Here is a 17558-nt window from a genome sequence, read left to right on the forward strand (position 1 = left end):
TGAAAGTCGCTGCACTGAAAGTGCAGGGTTTTAACCATTTTTTGGACAATAAAGTCAACGAAAGTATTGGTGAAAGTATTGCCGATTGTATCAAGAAATCTTTGCAGACAGCCTTGGTAAAAGGTTTCGAATCCATTAACGACAAACTCAATGAAGTTAACACCAACCTTTGCTATACTCTTGAGACGACGGTTGTTGAAGGATTCAAGGGGCTGCAACGAGACATGAAAAAACAGGTCAAGGAGACCGAGTCCGTTGTGAAACAATTGGAAGACTTGGCTGTTCAATCTCGATCTCAGACCGAAATGATGGAAGGGCTCAGCTCTACCATGAAGGAGCAGTTTGCTTATGTGGCTACCTCCGCCAAGAGTATGGGCAAGGCTGCAGATTCCCTGTCTAAGTCTGTTGATGAATTCACTCCAGCGGTGACTTCTACCTTGAACAATATCCAGACTCAGTTCGTTGAATCGATCAATGCCAGCGGCAAGATTATGGAAGACGCGGGTTCCTCTATCCGAGTCGCTGTGGAAGATATGTCCGCAAAGACAACTGAAAGCCAGGCAAAGCTTGATAGTACTCTTGAAAATTTCAGTAAGCGAATCAACATAACGCTTGACGATATTCAAGAATCTACCGAAGCCGTTAAGATGATGTCTGGAGCCTTCCAAAATTCTATGAACGAACTCATTGAGAAAATCGACCAAAAATTGGGCTCTATCGGCACAGCTAATATGAACATCAGATCTGCAATGAAGCTTCTCCCTAAGGAACTGGCGGAAAACACCAAGGATACTCTTGAAGAAATGAAAACTGCAATAGATTCTTCTGTTTCCAGGTCTGCAGAGAACATCACTGAAACCATCGAAAAAGGATTTGCTGGCGTTTCAAATCATTTATCCGTGAAAAGCAGTCTGGTTGCAACTGAAGGATAGTGGTAGATGAAAGAGAAACCTAATCCCTTTGTATCCATCTCTGACTTGATGGCCGGCGTGACAGCTGTTGTGATGCTGTTGCTGGTTGTCATGGTTGTCAAGATGTCTGTGATGAAGCAAGCTGCCGAAGAAGAAAAAAGGCAGGGCGTTCGAGAGACAATCGCTATGATTGACTCAAAATTGCAGGCTGCTAATATCAAAAGTGTTGGTGTTCAGGATAGTATCATAACCTTGAATGATCAAGCTTTTGAACGTGGCAGTGCATGTTTGAACCCAAGGGTCGATTCTGTTTTAAAACAACAGATTGCTCCGATTCTTTCTGAAGCAATGAAGGAACACGACAATATTTGGGTACAATTTGAAGGACATACTGATGCGGTCGATGTCCATGGTGTTTCGGCAAATGTAGCAAAGAAATGTGCCGTATTTGATGATAACTATAGTTTATCCGCGGGACGAGCCCGGGAGGCTCGAAAAGCGGTGTTGAGTACGGTGCAGGGCGATGCTAATATCAGTCGGAGAATTTCTGTGGTGGGTTATGGTCCTGATCAGTTAAAAAATCAGGCTGATCCCGAAGCTGCAGAAAACAGACGCGTTGAAATTAGACTTGTAACAAGGTGAATTGGAACTGTAACAAATCATTCATCACAGATTAGGTTTTGTTATGCCAAATTATTTTTGCAAACATTGTGCGTTAAAGTTCTCGGAATTGCGTGCGCTTTCGTTGGGTGCTTGTGTCTATAGTCCCACGAAAAGGCATGTTGTTTACGATGGACATGAGTCTGGTCCCTTTCACTGCAAGTGTTGCGGCATGGCTATGCGGGACCCAAAAATGATAGCTTTGGGTACTTGCAACTATAGTAAAACCAGGAAACACCAATTTTATACAGGCGCTGAAGCGGGTCCTTACCATTGCAAATATTGCGGTCTCGCTTTCAACGATTTTAGGCACATGGTTTTGGGCGCTTGCATACATAGCCCAAGTAAAAAACATGAACCATTGGATGGTTAGACGATCTAAAAACTGTTTTGAATGTTCTCCAATAAATTACAAACCTTTTACCTAAGCACCCTTTACAAAAATAGGGTGCTTTCTATATTCTATCCCGAGCGTTAGAAATTGTCTCCTGAACACTTGATATAATCAAGTGTTTTTTCTTTTGAAAAGGAGATGCAATGTCTAATGATAATCAGAAAAAATTGAAGGTCTATCTCGGCACTTCTGTGATCAGCTACCTGCATCAGGAGGATACGCCCGAACGCATGCGGGATACGCAGGCCCTGTGGCAAATGTTCCGAGAGGAAAAGTTTGAAGTGTGCCTTTCTCCAAAAACTTTGGAGGAACTAGGGGTGTGCTATGAACCTAAAAGAACAATGATGTTTGAACGGCTTGATGAAATTAAATACTCATGTTTGCCAAGTTTTGTTGAAACGGTAAAACTGGCGAATAAAATTGTTGAAATGGGAATTCTTACTGCCAAGAGCATTGATGATTGCTATCATATTGCAACGGCGGTCTTGGCCGGCTGTGATTGCATTATTTCCTGGAATTTTAGACATATGGTAAATGTCAAAACGATTCGTGGAATTCGTGCAATTACGAATCTTGACGGATATAAGCCAATAGAAATTGTATCACCCACGGTTCTTATTGAACATCAGGAAGACGAGGAGTATCGTTTATGGAAAAAGTAGACATCTCGAAAGACTTTACTGTAGAAGATATTCATAAAATCCGCGAAGCTCATTACGAAAAAATAAAGGGCTTGTCGCAGGAAGAACTGTTGGAGGATTTGAATAAAATTTCTCCAGAAGTTCAATCTATCATTCAGTCCCTCCGCGAAAAGCGGGAGAAGTACCAGCCTTAAGTAGAATTTTGTTTCTACAAAAACACCCGCCCGGCATAAACCGGACGGGGTGTTTTGTAAAGGAGATCCCGGAACAAGTCCGGGATGACAGCTTAAGAATTAACCCTGATGGCTCTTGAACCAGTTGATGAGCTGGTTGGTAGAAGAGTCGTGCTTGAGTTCGGTGTCGGCCTTCAGTTCCGGGAGGATCTTCATGGCGAGCTGCTTGCCCAGTTCAACACCCCACTGGTCGTAGCTGTTGATGTTCCAGATCACGCCCTGGGTGAAGATCTTGTGTTCGTACATGGCGATGAGGGCGCCCAGACGTTCCGGAGAAACGTAGTCCATCATGATGGAGTTGGTGGGCTTGTTGCCTTCGAACACCTTGTGCGGTGCGAGGAAAGCGACTTCTTCTTCAGACTTGCCAGCCTTGCGGAGTTCTTCCTGGGCCTGGGCGAGGGTCTTGCCGTTCATCAAGGCTTCGGGCTGTGCAAAGAAGTTGGAGAGGAGCTTCTGGTGGTGATCGCCAACAGGGTTGTGGCTGTTTGCCGGGGCGATGAAGTCGCAAGGAATCATCTTGGTGCCCTGGTGGATGAGCTGGTAGAAGGCATGCTGGCCGTTGGTACCCGGTTCGCCCCAGAGGATCGGGCCGGTCTGGTAGTTCACGCGCTTGGAGTCGCGGTCAACAGTCTTGCCGTTGGATTCCATGTCGGCCTGCTGGAAGTAGGCTGCCAGGCGATGGAGGTACTGGTCATACGGGAGCATGGCGTAGCTGGAAGCGCCGAAGAAGTTGTTGTACCACACGCCGATAAGGGCGAGGATAACGGGCAGGTTCTTTTCCACCGGAGCAGTCTTGAAGTGCTGATCCATTTCGTAGGCGCCCTGATGGAGCTTCATGTAGTTCTCGAAACCGATGCGGAGGGCAATGGAAAGACCGATTGCAGACCACAGAGAGTAGCGACCACCCACCCAGTTCCAGAATTCGAACATGTTGGCGGTATCGATACCGAAGGCAGCGACGGCCTCGGTGTTGGTGGAGAGCGCCACGAAGTGCTTGGCGATGGACTTTTCGTCGCCGTTGAAGGCCTTGAGGACAGCGGCCTTTGCAGTTTCGGCGTTGGTCATGGTTTCAAGAGTGGTGAAGGTCTTGGAAGCGACGATGAAGAGCGTTTCTTCGATGTTCACCTTCTTGAGGGTTTCGGCCATGTGGGTGCCGTCGATGTTAGAAACGAAGTAGACTTCCGGAGAGTATTCGCCAGCGGCCGGCTTGTCGGCATACGGCTTCAAGGCTTCGGTCACCATCACGGGGCCCAGGTCGGAACCGCCGATACCGATGTTCACCACGTACTTGATGGACTTGCCGGTGTGGCCCTTCCACTTGCCGGTACGCACGAGCTTGGTGAATTCTTCCATGTGCTTGAGCACGGCGCGAACTTCAGGCATCACGTCCTTGCCGTCGACGCAAATCGGGTCATTACCCTTGTAGCGGAGAGCGGTGTGGAGCACGGCGCGCTTTTCGGTGGTGTTAATCTTTTCGCCGGCAAAGTACTTCTTACGCATGTCTTCGAAACCGGCAGACTTCAGGAGGTCCTGGAGCTTGACCATGGTTTCGTCGGTGATGATGTTCTTGGAGTAGTCTAGGAAGAGGCCGCAGGCTTCGGCGCTGAACTTTTCGGCACGAGCCGGGTCCTTTGCGAAGAGTTCCTTCATGTGCCAGGTCTTGGCGACTTCGGCGTGGGCCTCGAGGGCCTTCCATTCCATAGAATCAGTCAGTTTAGACATAGATTAATCCTTTCCGCTAAGCGGGTGTTTGTTTCGGGTGCAAATATAGGAAATTCGGGGTTCGGAATTCGGAATTCAGAATTGAAAATGCTACATTCAAAAGTATGGATACATCAATTCTTGACAAGGCAATCGTATTTGCGGTTAAGGCGCACCAGGGAGCAGAACGCAAGGGAAAAGGCTTCCCTTACATCGTTCACCCAATGGAGGCAGTCGCAATCGCAGCCACCATGACGAACGACCAGGAACTTTTGGCCGCGGCAGCACTCCACGACACGGTCGAAGACACCGAAATCACCCTGAAGGATGTCGAACGAGAATTCGGCCAGCGCATTGCAGGACTCGTAGAAGCGGAATCCGACATCGAGTTCGAGGGCAAGAGCCGTCAGGAAAGTTGGAGACTTCGCAAAGAAGAAGCCATTGAGCGATTGTCTTCAGCTACAAACGAAGTCAAGATTGTAGCGCTTTCAGATAAATTAAGCAACATCCGAGCCATCTACCGCGACTACCAGGCGATTGGCGACAAGGTGTGGGACTTGTTCTGCGTCAAGGACAAGGCTTCGCACGAATGGCATTTCCGCGGGCTTGCGCGAGCACTCGCAAGCCTCAGGGGAACATTCGCCTACGATGAATTTGCAGAAACAATCAACAAAGTCTTTGGGAATTAGACACGATATGGAACAGGTAACCAAAAAGGACTACGGCCTGCCCCCAAGGAAACGCTTATCTTAGAGGAGTACCGCGAACAACGCACTGACAAGATTCCTAGAAGACCTCAACGGAGCGTCTGCCAACAACAAGCACCGCGCAGAAGGGCTCCTCCGTGTCGCACAGAACCTGTCGTTTATGAAGAAATGACTTGTTGACCGTAGGAAGTAAACTAAAGACAGAAAGTCCCCGGCACGACTGCCGAGGACTTGTTGCTTATCAAGGAAAGTTAATTGTGATGGGGACCGTGCTCACCGTGCGGGCTATGACCTTTAGGTCCATTTTTCATACGCTCCCTAAAGTTTCTCATTTGCTTCTTGTGAAAGTTGTTAAACTTTTCGAGCTGTTCGGCAGTCAAGATACCGGCAAGGGCCTGCATTCCGTTGATGCGGTATTCCAGCAGAGACCTGTCTACATCGAGAACGCGTGCCTTGGCGGCATCGATTCCGGCAGAATCCTTACTTTCGAGAGCCTCGCCCAGAGCCCTTTCGGCCTCATGTTTCTGCTGACGGAGGACCTTGAAAATGGAATCGCCTTTCACGCGGCTAGCCTCGATGGCAGACTTCTGTTCCGGTGTCACCTGCAGCAAGGAATCCATGGCGGCAAAGTTCGGGCCTTTGAATTTCGGACCCTTGTCAAAGTCGCCATGCGGACCCGTGTGCTTGTGTTCGCCATTTTCATGCTTGGCGCAGTTCGGACAGTGGCAAGGCTGTCCATTCTTTTCGCAAGAGCACGGTAGACCTTGCGAGCATACGCAAGGACCTCCCTTTTGGCAACAGGTTGCGGTACTAGAGCAGCAATTGAAATTGCAGAACCTGCCGGCGAAAAAGCCTAAGGCCAGAGCAAGCACTATAATGCTTGCAATAAAGAGCTTTGATCCCTTCATGGTTTACTCCTTGGTTAAATAATTAAAGCCCACCGTTTCTTCCAATGTTTCGAACTCGTCGCTGGTGGAATTCCCGAGGTTTCCGTACCAGCTCAAAACTTCGGACGGTGCGGATTCATTGATAGATACATACTCGGTCGAAACAGAATTTTCCTGTTCAATGTCGCTGGTGAAAGACGGCAAAATCGCAGTCAGGCTCACAAGCACAAAACTTGCGGCCAGCGGAATCGCGCTATACCAACTCTTGATAGAGACAAGCTTGCCCTTCGCGCTTTCGGCATCAAGTCTTGCGCAGACCTTGCTCCACGAGTCAGCCCGGGGAGTGAGCCGCTCCATTTTCGAAAAGTCAATTTTTGTAGACATGGTTAAGCTCCTTTTTTAAAGTTTGTCTTGCGTTCGTTCAGGTAGTTGCGAACAAAAGTTCTTGCACGGCTGAGGCGCGCCTTGATGGTTCCTTCGGGCATCTTGTAGATTTCCGCCAGGTCCTTCACGTCTAAATCTTCGGCATCCTTGAGCCAGAGCATGCTTCGCGTTTCGGCCTGGAGAGCATTCAGCCCCATTTCCAAAAGTTCCGGATCAAAGTTTTCATCGGATCTTTCTTCTTTGCCGAGAGCCGACTCCACGATCACGTCGAGGCGTTCCTCTTCAAGTTCGCGATGCCGCTTGTCGCCACGCAACTTCATGAGGCAGGCGTTTACCGTGAGCCTGTAAAGCCATGTTGCAATAGCGGACTGTCCGCGAAAGCCCTGGATGGCCTTCGGGACCTGCACAAAAACATCCATCAGGATATCTTCGGCCTCGTCGCGATTTTTCAACATCCGGAAGGCGAGATTCAGCACATGTCCACTGTGGGCCTCCCACAGCATGGCGAGCGCTTCGCGGCAACCTTCCCGCAGATGTTGAAATATCACTTTTTCGTCCATTGTACCCTTTAGATGCGCCTGAATGTCCGTCGGTTGCATCTTTTGTGAAAAATAATTATAAAAAAGAGCTTTTTCCTGCGTTTTTTCTATATTTCCCGAGGATGTTCAAGATTCTCTGGGATAAGTTGCGAGAGGCTTTTGCCTCGGTTTTGCCCGTGACGCTGATTGTGCTCGCGGTGTCGTTTACGCCGCTTGTCCAATTTTCCCCCAAGCAGCTAATCGTCTTTGGCATTTGCGCCGTGTTCCTGATCGGGGGCATCGGGCTTTTTAACCTGGGCGCCGACCTCGCCATGACCCCGATGGGCGAACACGTGGGTTCCGGCCTCGTCAAATCACGGCGCTTGCAGTTGCTAGTTTCGGTGTGTTTCGTAATGGGCGTTCTCATAACCGTTGCGGAGCCCGACTTGTCAGTGCTTGCCGAACAGGTGCGCGCCGCCGTGGAACCGACGCTCCTGATTGCGACCATCGGCATCGGCGTCGGCGGATTCCTCGCCCTTTCCATCATCAAGATCGTTTTCAAGCGCGACCTTTCGACAATCATCATCTTCTTTTACCTAATGCTGTTCATGCTCGGCATGCTGATGCTTTCTTTCGAAAAAGAAATGTTCGTCCCCCTTGCATTCGATTCAGGTGGCGTGACGACAGGGCCGATTACTGTCCCCTTCATCATGGCGCTCGGCGTCGGTGTGGCAGGGGCCATTGGCGGCAAGAACGCGAACGAGAACAGTTTCGGCCTGATCGCACTCTGCTCGGTGGGTCCGATTATCGCCCTCATGGGACTCGTGATTTTTTCGAAAGGCGACCTGAGTTACCAACTTACGGAATCGGCCTACTCTATTGATGCAAGCCTCGGTCTGAATTTTCTGCCCACCATCATCGGAGTCGCCAAGGAAGTTGTCATCGCCCTCGGTCTTATCGTGATTTTCTTTATGCTCCTGCAGCTGACCGTTCTTCGGCTTTCGTGGAGCAAGCTCATCCCGATGGCATTCGGTATCGTTTACACATTCGTGGGGTTGGTGGTTTTCTTGACGGCCGTCTCCGTCGGATTTATGCCAATCGGTTTCGAACTGGGCAAGCAGCTGGGTGCCATGCCAAAGGCACTCGTAATAGCAGGATTTGTCCTTGGAATGGTGGTGGTGCTCGCAGAACCGGCCGTGCACGTGCTCAACAAGCAAGTCGAAGAGATTACGGGAGGCCTCGTGACCAAGCGTTCGATGCTAATCGCCCTCTCGGTCGGTGTAGGACTTTCTATCGGGCTCTCGATGATCCGCATCATTGTCGGCTTCCCCATTATCTACTACCTAATTCCCGGCTACTTTATTTCTCTCGGCCTTTCGTTCTTTGTGCCGAAACTTTATACGGCAATCGCATTTGACTCCGGTGGCGTGGCGAGCGGTCCGTTAACCTCCAGTTTCATTCTGCCACTAGCCATTGGCGCTTGTGCAGGCCTCCGCGACGGTGGCGATTCCATTTTGAACTACGCTTTCGGCATTGTCGCGATGGTCGCGCTGACACCATTGATTACCATCCAGGTACTCGGTTTCAGGGCCACCGTTTCGACGGCGCTCCGTAACCGCATGATGATGCGTCGCATCCAAGATGCCGACGACGAACAGATTATCGACTTTATGTAGGGGGCGCTGTGGAAATCGATAAAAAAATCCGGAACAGAATCGTGCGCGGCAGCCGAGCCAAGGTCTCGATGAACCGTCTCAAGACTTTGATTACGGTGGTGAGTCGTGCCAAGGCTGATTTTTATATGGACCACATCCAGTCCTTTGGCGTGAACATGCAGATGGTGCTGTTCGGGCAAGGGACGGCCCCCCGCGAAATTGCAACGGCAATGGGCCTTGCGGATTCCGACCGCGCCGTCATCATCAGCATCATCGGCGAAAACCAGCTTGCCGCGGCACTCGACAGCCTTGCCGAAAAGTTCAACACCATCGTGGGCGGCAAGGGCATCGCCTACACCATCCCCATGGCAAGTGTTATCGGCAAGTCCATTTTCAACTTTTTAAGCGACAACCGTGATGCAGTACGGAGAAATGAAAAATGAGCGGATTCAATCACGAAGTCATCTTTTGTATTGTAAATACCGGATTCTCTGAAACCGTGATGGATGCGGCCAAAGACGCCGGAGCCCGCGGCGGTACGATCCTGAACGCCCGCGGTACGGCAAACAAGGAAGCCGAATCGTTTTTCCATATCGCCATCCAACCCGAAAAGGAAATCGTGATGATCCTGGTCGACGCGAAAATCAAGGACGCCGTGTTGCACGCCCTTTACCAGAAGGCGGGGCTTGACACCATGGGCCAGGGAATCGCCTTTTCCCTCCCCGTAGACAACGTGGTAGGCCTTACCCCGTGGAAGGCCGAAATCAAGACAGCCGAAGCCGCCGCTGAAAAAGCTGCGGAAAAAGCGTAAAGCGCCATCGAAAGCGCCGAAAAAAAAGGCAAACTAATATCTACTTGCCAAATGCGGACAAGTCGATTCCAAGTTGGTTTATTTTATACGTAAGAATGCGCGGAGTCGTCGAAAGACTGCGCGCCGCAGCGGCAACCTTACCCTTGCTACTCTTTAGGGCATCGCAGATGATGTCTTTCTCGTAGGCCTCCACCATACGCTTCAAGTTTCCGTTCACGGGAGTGCCGCTGGTTTCGGCGGTCTGCAGCGTGGTCGGGAAATGGTGCGGGTAGATGACGTCTTCGTCGGCAACGAGGACGGCACGCTCGATGCCGTTCTCAAGTTCACGGACATTTCCGGGCCACGGGTAACTCATGAGCATGTTGATGGTGGTGCGCGCAAGGCGGCGGACATTTTTGCCCACGATGCGGCAGTAATGTTCCACAAAATGGTCCGCCAGAAGCACGATGTCCGTCTTGCGGTTACGCAATGGCGGCACATAAATCGGGAAGATGTGCAGCTGGTAATAGAGGTCTTCGCGGAAGGTTCCTTCTTCCACCATCTGCTGCAGGTTCTTGGTGGTGGCCGCAATCACGCGCACATTCACCTTTTTAGAAATGCGGGCGCCAATGCGTTCCACTTCGCCGTTCTGCAACAGGCGCAATAACTTTACCTGAAGGTTTGGCGAAAGCTCGCCCACTTCGTCAAGGAACAGCGAGCCGCCTTCGGCTTGTTCTACGCGGCCGGGCGTCTCGGCGAACACTCCCACGAGGGCACCACGCACGCTACCGAACAGTTCGCGGTCAAGTACCGATTCCGGCATGGAAGCGCAATGGACGCGGACGAACGGCCCCATGTTGCGGTCGGAGCGGTAGTGGATGGCTTCGGCTACGAGCCCCTTGCCCGTACCGACCTCACCCACGATAAGCGCGGGGAGCGGGCTTTTTGAAACCTGGTCAATCTGCGCGTACACGCGTTGCATCTCGCTGGAACGCCCTATGATGTTGTCGGGCTGGAAACGGTCCTTGAGTTCCAATGTCAAGCGCTCGTTTTCGGCCTTCAGGAGTTCATTTTCTTCGCGGGCCTCGCGACGGAGCTTCACTGCCGCTGCAAGCATCTGCGCGATAATTTCTAGCAGGCGGAGTTTTTCGGGAAGTTCGTCTTCCACCGGGTTCTGCACGTCGGCACTGAAGGCGCCAATGACCTCGTGCTCCATAATCACGGGAACACAGAGGAAGGCCTTATCTTCGCTCTTGCCGCGACCCGTGCGGTCCAAGAAGTCCGGGTCTTTCGCAACCGAGGGAATGATAATAGGCTTACCCGTTTCCACAACGCGGCCGGTAATGCCCTCGCCCACCTTGTAGCGGCCCTTACGCGCCTGGCGACTGCTCAAGCCCTCGGCAATTTCAATGGAAATTTCGCCCGTGTGGCGGTTGTACAGCGTAAGCGTCGCATGTTCCACGCCCATCGTCGATTCTACCACTTCCAGAATCGGGTGCGCGACGCTCTCGAAATCGAGCGTCTGGTTCAGAATGGAACTAATCTTGTAGAGCAGTTCCAGTTCCTGGATTTTGGATTGCGACGTGGGCATACAACAGAATTTAGAAAAAACAGGCGGAATGTAAAACCATCGCTCTACCACTTGAGCTACAGGGGAAACCCCTGACCGGACTCGAACCGGTAACCCACGGCATCAAATAGGAACATTCTATGCCTGTCTTTAAATCTTACGCGAACAATTCGATGAGGGAGTCCTTGCTCGGTTGCGTCAAGTCCAGCCCGACTTCGTCATCGTCGCTTTTGACTTCTGTAAAGCCAGCAGCTTCCAGAACCTCCTTCAAATTTAGAAAAGATCTTACTTTTACGCGAAACTTGCCTATTACAATTTTCTGCAATTCACGCGTGGGAACCCTTCCGCTGCCGATATCCAAGTCCATCAGCACAAAGCGATTATCAATTGTCATCGCGATATTCTTCCTTTCATACCCTTCTACAGGAATCATGAATTCCGCCACGACATCATTAGGATCTACCATCGGGCCGCATTCGCTCTTGTCCAAATTCAACGAAGCACGGTCACATCGAGCTACAAAGAACTTGAACTGAGAATCATTCGTTGTTCCGCTAAATCTGCAAGCCTCGAACTTTCCTTCGGGTGCTTTCCCGCCGATATACATCAATTCCGTCGCACCTTTAGGAGCATTGGTTATATCGCCAGAGTAAATGATGTTTTCTTTCTTGCCGCTTTGGGAGCTATAACGTGCGTTCCAGCCATAGGACGCTCCGTCAAGCGACATGTAATGGAGGTCGAAATCGTTCGTGCCCCAATCATTATGCCAGTAGATTCCAACAACGTTGTGGTCGTCGCCCATATCCACACTAGTTCCCATGGGGTAATTACCTATGAAATTCTTTTCGCTGGAAGGGACTGCTATGTTCAAACCCTTCGGATAGCGAACCGTGCAGGCCTTCGGCTTGAGACTTTCAACTAGCGAATCATGGAGAATCGTATAGATTTGCATCAAGTACGCATCGTCATTTTTTGGAGCATAGCCTTCACGCACGAACAATTTACCATTGCGGATGACATAACACTGCCCCGATTGCCCCGAAAGTCGCATCTTGATGCCCTGCATGAGCGTTGCCTTTTTGAAATTCGAAATATTGGCAACATTTTTCTTGATATCGTCAAGGCTTTTCTTCTCGACAAGAACGGTCTCCCAGAAGCCCTTTTCAAGAGGGGTATGGTTCTTTTCGGCAAGCTTACGGAGTTTATTTACAACGGAGGCATTCGAAACTCTTTTCCCTGCTTCCGCTGGAACTTCAACGCCGATTTTTCGAGCAGCAGCAATAAAATCTGGATTCAGAATCGGAGATTTTTCCGCACTCGCTTTCATAGCTAAAAAGAGCGGCTTGAAGCGAAGGAAAATTCTGGAGAGTTTCACAAGCTGTGCATCGGAAAGAACGCCAAGGGGAATCTTGCTCGCATTTTTCTTTACGCAGGCAATGACGTCCTTGCTCTTGATAAGCATGGTAGAACCGGTCGCACGATAGACCAGGCAACGGAGCAACGCAAATTCATCTTGCGGATACACACCCGTCAAGGCGGCAATTGTCGCTTGCGCTTCCTTGTTTTTCACATCGTCAATCGAAAAACCGAATTCACTCCAATCGGCAAGAGCGTTTACGACATATTCCGAGCAAGTCTTCTGGGTTTGCTCGTTCATGGCGATACCCGACTTGATAAGCCCCGCGCACTTGTCGAACAGTTCCCTTTTAGTGCACGGCAAAATGACCTTGAACTTTTTGAAGGGGATGACGACATCGTCATGGTTCGGCATATAGCCTTCCCCCTCCGTAAAACCCGTGCCATAGGTCGATGCGTAATGGCACAGCTGATCCACCAAGAGTTCAAACCGAGTCTTGGATACGATATCCGCCCATTCCTTGTAGAATGTCTTGTTGTATTTTGTCTTGGCAATTTCTCGGACCCACTGCAAGGTATCGGAATTGCAGCAATCAGGATGCACCAACCACCCGTATTGGGCGGCCTCGGCGTTCACTTCTTCGAAGGAGAGAGCTTTCGCGTCACCCTCGGTATTGCTCAAGGCAACATTGAAATACGAAATGACTTCAAGATTCATAATGCATCCTCAAAAGTTGCGAGTCGAGCTGTAAAAATTTAGGGCGTGCCCGCGAGGGCGCAAATAGGAACAGCCTATGACTCGCTAAAATCCGCTGAAATCCGTTTACATTGTCAAATAAAAGCCTTCTACTTTATATATCGTGCTTTTATCAAAAAAAGTAAATCGATTTCCAACTTTTTTTCGTATTTCAAATATACATTCAGTTCAATGTCAAAAGATGACATTTTACAAATTTTCTACTTAATCCTGTCGCTGCAGAATTCCTGGCGACCACAATTTTTGCAGTGCGAGCCCATCCAGAGCGTGTCGAACTGTTCAATGGCAGGCTGCACAAGCGCGGGGTCGTTGGTGAGAATACCCGCCTCGAAGTTGCGACGCAGGCTGCTCTTCATGCCGATGCCCGCACCCGTCAAGTTCGCGGAACCGATGTAAGCGGTCTCCAAGTCGAAAATCATCATCTTGAAATGCACCCGCGGGCACATGACGCGTTCGAGGTCGGTCGCAAGAATCTTGAAACGGTCGAAGTCCTTGCGGAAATTCGGGCCGGGCTCTTTCGCGTGAATGAGCCGCACGCCCACGCCGCGCTTCAGGAGTGCGGCCAGCTGCCCGAGCAAGGGCATCGATTCGCCGTCCTGCTTCACGTAGACATCCTTGATGTCGGCAGTGCCAATCCACAACGTCTCGCGGACTTTCGCAATCCGCGCGATGACCTCGGAGTAATGTTCCTCGTTCTGGATGTACTTGGTGAATGTGGGCATGGGAGTAAATATAACCTCACTCTTGCTTTTCGTCTTGCATTTTTATATATTCCCAATTGTATTTGGACAACCCGGACGACGGCGGTAAACATGCCATACATATCAAGGCAAGCGAGTTCCCGGCCCGGATGTTACACCATCTGCGCCTAGCGTTTAAAGAAAGCAGGTATAAAGTCGGCAAGCGACGCAGCCGACCACGGGAGTGGGCCTCCTCCTGCAAGGTGACAGACTTCCGCCAAACAGTGGTTTGGCGCACACACAATCACTCATAAACCCATTTGGGGACTACACCCCTTTTCTGTCGCGTACGCGACAAAGGACATCCATGTCTATCAATCCCATTTTTCCCGATTTTGCGGAAGCGTCCCGCGAATATTGGGAGCAGGTAACCTACGAAACAATCAAGACCCGTACCTACCTGGATCCGCGCTACGATGTGGCGTTCAAAGTTTTCCTGAACGACCCCAAGGCTCTTGTCAGTTTCTTGAACGGAGTATTCCACCTGAAGGGCGAGAACCGTATCGTCTCCGTTGTGGTGAAGAACACTGAGGTGAACATCCTTTTCCCGCAATCCAAGAGCTTCCGCCTCGATATCCGCGCGACAACGTCCAACGGGTACAGCATCAATGTAGAGATGCAGAAGGCAAAGCACAGCCGCTTTATCGAGCGCATCCTTTTGCAGCACAGCGCCTTCATGCTTCAGAGCAAGTACGAATGGGACCAGGAATTCTTTAAGGAATCTGCAAGGGACCTCTCCGATGAGCAGCGCGCTCTGCGTGAAGTCTCCCGGTACGAAATTCCTCCCACTTACGCCATCTGGGTCTGCGATTTTCACTTGGAACAGCAGGACGATTACTGCGGCACCTGGGGCATCTGTAACGAAAAGGGGTTGACGCTGACCGACAAGGTTAAGTATATTCTTTACGACCTGACGCAGTTCAACAAGACGATGGAACAGGTAGAGACCGACGAGGACCGCTGGCTCTGGCTTTTGAAGCACGCCGGCGAATCCGACTCGCTCCCCGACTTTAACGACGATGTAATCGCCCAGGCGATCAAGCGTCTTCTTGTAAAGACTGCTCCAGACAGCATCCTTAAACAGCAGGCAAGAAACATGGTGATGACGGAAGAAGAACTGGACTATCTGGCGACCCTCAAGGTCCGTGCCCGTGCAGAAGGGCGTGCAGAAGGGCGTGCAGAAGGCGAAATGAACAAGGCTCGGGAAATGGCGAAAGCGATGCTCGGCCTCGGTGACCCTATCGAAAAGGTTATGCAGATTTCCAAGCTCACCGAAGACGAAATCCGCAAGCTCTAAGCGTCAAGCGTCTGTTTCAAAAAAAGGCATGTCAACACAAATGTTGGCGTGCCATGTTGAAATACACGAACATTTCGGACAAACCCGCGACATGGATTAACGCCTTGTGCCACCTTTTGAATTCATAGTTGTGCAACAACCATCCTAACAGCGGCCATATCAAAAATCCGGCCAACATAGAAACGCTGAACATGACATTCAAGTCCGAATTGAAAACCTTTTTCAAGAAGGGTAGAAAGATATTGCATAGTCTTCATGAAACGCCTCGCAAAGAAACGTTTCATAGAATACCTGTCAAAAAAATCCATAAGCGCAATCCCGCTGACCATAAAGAACAGCTGGACCGCAAAATAGAATGCGCATTCAATGATATTTGCCGAGAACCAATAATCTTCTTTCCCGGAATAAAACCAGAAGCAGTTGTTCGTATGCAGAGTCAACACCGCGAATGCGGATACCACGATAACGAACGTGATATAGTCAGTCGACCTCCGCGCTTCCACGAGACTACTTAAGAGCTTCCTGCACCAGGGCAGATGCGCGCTTGGCGTCGAAGCGGCCCTTGACCTTCGGGGAGAGTTCCTTCATGACCTTGCCCATGTCCTTGGGGCTAGAGGCTCCGGTCGCGGCCTTGATTTCTGCAATGAGCGCCTTGACTTCGTCTTCGGTCATCTCGGCAGGCATGTACTTGCGGTACAGGGCGATGGTCGCTTCTTCGGCAGGAATCTTGTCCATGAAGCCACCCTTCGTGAGGATGTCGATTGCTTCCTGCTTCTGTTTCACGCTACGGGCAAGAACGTCGACGCACATTTCGTCGGTGATCGTCTCTTCGATCTGGGCCGGAGTGGCACCGTTCTTCATGGCTTCGTTCTTGATGTCGGAATGGAGGGTACGGAGCGTTCCGAGGGTCTCGGAATCGTGTGCCTTCATGGCGGCCTTGATGTCGTCTTTAATCTTAGTCAGCAATGCGCTGCTCATGTTTTACCCCTGGCGGATTACGCCCCGCTCCCGGCAATAAGGTTTAAACTCTAAAAACACGCAACGAGTCACCGGTCATAGACCGACGACTCATTACAACACAAGGCTAGAAACGACGTCCTAGAAAGCCTTGGCGATTCCACTACGACAAACTGGCACAGCCAGTCGACGACTAGTAGAGACGCTTGCGGTTCTGGTCAGCGATTTCCTTCAGGCGCTTGCGACGGGCAGCAGTTTCGATGCGCTTCTTTTCTTCAGAAGGCTTTTCGAAGCGCTGACGCTTCTTGACATCGGAAATGATGCCGTTCTTTTCGCAAGACTTGGTGAAACGCTTGAGAGCGCGTTCGAAAGGTTCGTTGGACTTAACAATTACGCCGATCACGATTATCCTTTGGTTAAATTAGAAATTCGTTTTTGGATAGCCAAATATATCTAATTGTACGAATTTCGTCAAGGGTATAAAAAAACGTCCGTTTTTAAGCATTTTTTTTACATTTTTTTCATCATAACTTGCGGATTATCAAAGACTTATGTATATTTTTATTGAAAAAGTTTAAGTCCTCGGTTTTTTCAAAAAAAATTGGAGAATTGGATGAAAAAGTCAATCATTTCGCTCGCTGCCATTGCACTTGCCGGCTCCATGCTAGCCGCATGCAATGACGAAGAAGAACTCGTTCCGCAGATGCAACCGGCCAAGCCGGCCGCCCAGGCATCCGCCCCCAAGGCCGAGGAACAGCCGAAGGCCGAAGAACCAGAACTCGTGCCCCTCCAGTCCCTCTCCGCAAACACCAAGGCTGACGAAGCAGCCGAAGACGCCCGGAAAAAGGCTCCCGCACCGACCGGCAGCGTGCAGCAGCTTGACAAGGGCGACTTTGTCATCCAGGTCAGCATCCAGTCTTCCAAGAAGGCCGCCGATGGCATCGTGAAGAAGCTCGCCGAAAGCAACGTGAAGGCCTACATCGCCGAAGTGGAAAACCCGGGCGAACTCGAAGGCACCTACTACCGCATCCGCGTCGGCTATTTCGAATCGAGCGCCAATGCCCAGGAATACGGCAAGCAGGTTCTTTCTCCGCTCAACTACGCCTGGTGGGTGGACATGAGCAAGAACGACGACGTAGGTAACCCCGGCGGAGATGAAGATTACTCCAACTACTCCAACAATTCTTACTCCGAGCCGACTCCTGCCCCGGAACCCGCTCCTGCACCTGAGCCTGAACCGGCTCCTGCTCCGGCACCGGAACCCGCTCCCGCACCCGAGCCCGCACCGGCTCCTGCTCCGGCACCGGAACCCGCTCCCGCACCCGAGCCCGCACCGGCTCCTGCCCCGGCACCGGAACCCGCTCCCGCACCCGAGCCCGCACCGGCTCCTGCCCCGGCAC

The 17558-nt window shown here is 50.8% G+C and carries 20 protein-coding genes; 10 read left to right on the forward strand and 10 right to left on the reverse strand.

What is annotated here, in order from left to right; all coding sequences use genetic code 11:
- The 4 genes from Q0P86_RS14335 to Q0P86_RS14350 form a co-directional block, all read left to right on the forward strand.
- Window positions 1–932: hypothetical protein (locus Q0P86_RS14335; RefSeq protein ID WP_295040385.1), on the forward strand; the 932-nt coding region annotated here is incomplete at its 5' end.
- 6 nt (window positions 933–938) lie between these two features.
- On the forward strand, window positions 939–1553 hold the full coding sequence (locus tag Q0P86_RS14340; protein ID WP_295040387.1) for an OmpA family protein: 615 nt from the start codon (window positions 939–941) through the stop codon (window positions 1551–1553).
- Between the two features lie 555 nt (window positions 1554–2108).
- The gene (locus Q0P86_RS14345) at window positions 2109–2627 is read left to right on the forward strand and encodes a PIN domain-containing protein (RefSeq protein WP_295040388.1); all 519 of its coding nucleotides are present in this window, start codon (window positions 2109–2111) and stop codon (window positions 2625–2627) included.
- Window positions 2615–2800: a hypothetical protein gene (locus tag Q0P86_RS14350; protein ID WP_295040390.1), complete on the forward strand. Its 186-nt coding sequence runs from the start codon at window positions 2615–2617 to the stop codon at window positions 2798–2800. Before Q0P86_RS14345 ends, Q0P86_RS14350 begins: the two co-directional genes overlap by 13 nt.
- 99 nt (window positions 2801–2899) lie before the next feature.
- On the opposite strand, the gene pgi is transcribed toward Q0P86_RS14350, so the two are convergent.
- Window positions 2900–4561, reverse strand: a complete 1662-nt coding sequence (pgi, locus tag Q0P86_RS14355) for a glucose-6-phosphate isomerase (protein ID WP_295040391.1) — start codon at window positions 4559–4561, stop codon at window positions 2900–2902.
- Between the two features lie 104 nt (window positions 4562–4665).
- On the opposite strand from pgi, the gene Q0P86_RS14360 reads away from it, so the two are divergent.
- A complete protein-coding gene (locus Q0P86_RS14360) occupies window positions 4666–5229 on the forward strand; it encodes an HD domain-containing protein (protein ID WP_295040393.1) in 564 nt (187 codons plus the stop codon).
- Between the two features lie 269 nt (window positions 5230–5498).
- Here the strand turns inward: Q0P86_RS14360 and Q0P86_RS14365 are convergent, their stop codons facing one another.
- From Q0P86_RS14365 to Q0P86_RS14375, 3 genes are read right to left on the reverse strand one after another with little or no spacing between them, the layout of a single operon-like run.
- Entirely contained in the window at window positions 5499–6155 is a 657-nt protein-coding gene (locus Q0P86_RS14365) for a hypothetical protein (protein ID WP_290996241.1), read from the reverse strand.
- 3 nt (window positions 6156–6158) lie between these two features.
- Window positions 6159–6518 (reverse strand): hypothetical protein, encoded by a 360-nt coding sequence (locus Q0P86_RS14370; RefSeq protein ID WP_295040395.1) that lies wholly within the window; start codon window positions 6516–6518, stop codon window positions 6159–6161.
- Between the two features lie 2 nt (window positions 6519–6520).
- Entirely contained in the window at window positions 6521–7117 is a 597-nt protein-coding gene (locus Q0P86_RS14375; RefSeq protein ID WP_295040397.1) for a sigma-70 family RNA polymerase sigma factor, read from the reverse strand.
- A gap of 62 nt (window positions 7118–7179) precedes the next feature.
- Between Q0P86_RS14375 and Q0P86_RS14380 the strand changes: the two genes are divergently transcribed.
- From Q0P86_RS14380 to Q0P86_RS14390, 3 genes are read left to right on the forward strand one after another with little or no spacing between them, the layout of a single operon-like run.
- Window positions 7180–8712: a DUF1538 domain-containing protein gene (locus Q0P86_RS14380; RefSeq protein ID WP_295040399.1), complete on the forward strand. Its 1533-nt coding sequence runs from the start codon at window positions 7180–7182 to the stop codon at window positions 8710–8712.
- An 8-nt stretch (window positions 8713–8720) separates the two neighbouring features.
- Entirely contained in the window at window positions 8721–9134 is a 414-nt protein-coding gene (locus Q0P86_RS14385; RefSeq protein ID WP_290996246.1) for a hypothetical protein, read from the forward strand.
- Window positions 9131–9502 (forward strand): P-II family nitrogen regulator, encoded by a 372-nt coding sequence (locus Q0P86_RS14390; RefSeq protein WP_290996247.1) that lies wholly within the window; start codon window positions 9131–9133, stop codon window positions 9500–9502. The genes Q0P86_RS14385 and Q0P86_RS14390 overlap by 4 nt, the downstream gene beginning before the upstream one ends.
- Before the next feature lie 40 nt (window positions 9503–9542).
- Here the strand turns inward: Q0P86_RS14390 and Q0P86_RS14395 are convergent, their stop codons facing one another.
- The 3 genes from Q0P86_RS14395 to Q0P86_RS14405 form a co-directional block, all read right to left on the reverse strand.
- A complete protein-coding gene (locus tag Q0P86_RS14395) occupies window positions 9543–11072 on the reverse strand; it encodes a sigma 54-interacting transcriptional regulator (protein WP_295040400.1) in 1530 nt (509 codons plus the stop codon).
- Between the two features lie 136 nt (window positions 11073–11208).
- Window positions 11209–13125, reverse strand: coding sequence for a hypothetical protein (locus Q0P86_RS14400; protein WP_295040401.1), 1917 nt, complete (start codon window positions 13123–13125; stop codon window positions 11209–11211).
- Between the two features lie 239 nt (window positions 13126–13364).
- The gene (locus Q0P86_RS14405) at window positions 13365–13886 is read right to left on the reverse strand and encodes a phospholipase D family protein (protein WP_295040403.1); all 522 of its coding nucleotides are present in this window, start codon (window positions 13884–13886) and stop codon (window positions 13365–13367) included.
- Window positions 13887–14211: 325 nt separating this feature from the next.
- Between Q0P86_RS14405 and Q0P86_RS14410 the strand changes: the two genes are divergently transcribed.
- The gene (locus Q0P86_RS14410; RefSeq protein ID WP_295040405.1) at window positions 14212–15201 is read left to right on the forward strand and encodes an Rpn family recombination-promoting nuclease/putative transposase; all 990 of its coding nucleotides are present in this window, start codon (window positions 14212–14214) and stop codon (window positions 15199–15201) included.
- 122 nt (window positions 15202–15323) lie between these two features.
- Here the strand turns inward: Q0P86_RS14410 and Q0P86_RS14415 are convergent, their stop codons facing one another.
- The 3 genes from Q0P86_RS14415 to rpsU all read right to left on the reverse strand — a co-directional run bounded on the left by Q0P86_RS14415 (window position 15324) and on the right by rpsU (window position 16561).
- Window positions 15324–15485 (reverse strand): hypothetical protein, encoded by a 162-nt coding sequence (locus Q0P86_RS14415; protein WP_295040407.1) that lies wholly within the window; start codon window positions 15483–15485, stop codon window positions 15324–15326.
- A 223-nt stretch (window positions 15486–15708) separates the two neighbouring features.
- Window positions 15709–16179 carry a GatB/YqeY domain-containing protein gene (locus Q0P86_RS14420; RefSeq protein ID WP_072979896.1) on the reverse strand — a complete coding sequence of 157 codons (471 nt, stop codon included), beginning with the start codon at window positions 16177–16179 and terminating at the stop codon, window positions 15709–15711.
- Between the two features lie 172 nt (window positions 16180–16351).
- Window positions 16352–16561, reverse strand: coding sequence for a 30S ribosomal protein S21 (gene rpsU / locus Q0P86_RS14425; RefSeq protein WP_014546541.1), 210 nt, complete (start codon window positions 16559–16561; stop codon window positions 16352–16354).
- A gap of 210 nt (window positions 16562–16771) precedes the next feature.
- Here rpsU and Q0P86_RS14430 point away from each other — a divergent pair.
- A partial coding sequence (locus Q0P86_RS14430) for an SPOR domain-containing protein (RefSeq protein WP_295040410.1) occupies window positions 16772–17558 on the forward strand: 787 nt, incomplete at its 3' end.

The organism is uncultured Fibrobacter sp., from assembly GCF_946062555.1.
Classification (GTDB): Bacteria; Fibrobacterota; Fibrobacteria; order Fibrobacterales; family Fibrobacteraceae; genus Fibrobacter.

What these genes read in the sequence shown, in the direction of transcription:
- Q0P86_RS14340 (WP_295040387.1), top strand. Translation starts at nt 939, where the DNA reads ATGAAAGAGAAACCTAATCCCTTTGTATCCATCTCTGACTTGATGGCC.
- Q0P86_RS14400 (WP_295040401.1), bottom strand. Translation starts at nt 13,125, where the DNA reads ATGAATCTTGAAGTCATTTCGTATTTCAATGTTGCCTTGAGCAATACC.
- Q0P86_RS14420 (WP_072979896.1), bottom strand. Translation starts at nt 16,179, where the DNA reads ATGAGCAGCGCATTGCTGACTAAGATTAAAGACGACATCAAGGCCGCC.
- Q0P86_RS14365 (WP_290996241.1), bottom strand. Translation starts at nt 6,155, where the DNA reads ATGAAGGGATCAAAGCTCTTTATTGCAAGCATTATAGTGCTTGCTCTG.
- Q0P86_RS14395 (WP_295040400.1), bottom strand. Translation starts at nt 11,072, where the DNA reads ATGCCCACGTCGCAATCCAAAATCCAGGAACTGGAACTGCTCTACAAG.
- Q0P86_RS14390 (WP_290996247.1), top strand. Translation starts at nt 9,131, where the DNA reads ATGAGCGGATTCAATCACGAAGTCATCTTTTGTATTGTAAATACCGGA.
- pgi (WP_295040391.1), bottom strand. Translation starts at nt 4,561, where the DNA reads ATGTCTAAACTGACTGATTCTATGGAATGGAAGGCCCTCGAGGCCCAC.
- Q0P86_RS14415 (WP_295040407.1), bottom strand. Translation starts at nt 15,485, where the DNA reads ATGAAACGTTTCTTTGCGAGGCGTTTCATGAAGACTATGCAATATCTT.
- Q0P86_RS14410 (WP_295040405.1), top strand. Translation starts at nt 14,212, where the DNA reads ATGTCTATCAATCCCATTTTTCCCGATTTTGCGGAAGCGTCCCGCGAA.
- Q0P86_RS14375 (WP_295040397.1), bottom strand. Translation starts at nt 7,117, where the DNA reads ATGCAACCGACGGACATTCAGGCGCATCTAAAGGGTACAATGGACGAA.
- Q0P86_RS14345 (WP_295040388.1), top strand. Translation starts at nt 2,109, where the DNA reads ATGTCTAATGATAATCAGAAAAAATTGAAGGTCTATCTCGGCACTTCT.
- Q0P86_RS14360 (WP_295040393.1), top strand. Translation starts at nt 4,666, where the DNA reads ATGGATACATCAATTCTTGACAAGGCAATCGTATTTGCGGTTAAGGCG.
- Q0P86_RS14380 (WP_295040399.1), top strand. Translation starts at nt 7,180, where the DNA reads ATGTTCAAGATTCTCTGGGATAAGTTGCGAGAGGCTTTTGCCTCGGTT.
- Q0P86_RS14405 (WP_295040403.1), bottom strand. Translation starts at nt 13,886, where the DNA reads ATGCCCACATTCACCAAGTACATCCAGAACGAGGAACATTACTCCGAG.
- Q0P86_RS14370 (WP_295040395.1), bottom strand. Translation starts at nt 6,518, where the DNA reads ATGTCTACAAAAATTGACTTTTCGAAAATGGAGCGGCTCACTCCCCGG.
- Q0P86_RS14350 (WP_295040390.1), top strand. Translation starts at nt 2,615, where the DNA reads ATGGAAAAAGTAGACATCTCGAAAGACTTTACTGTAGAAGATATTCAT.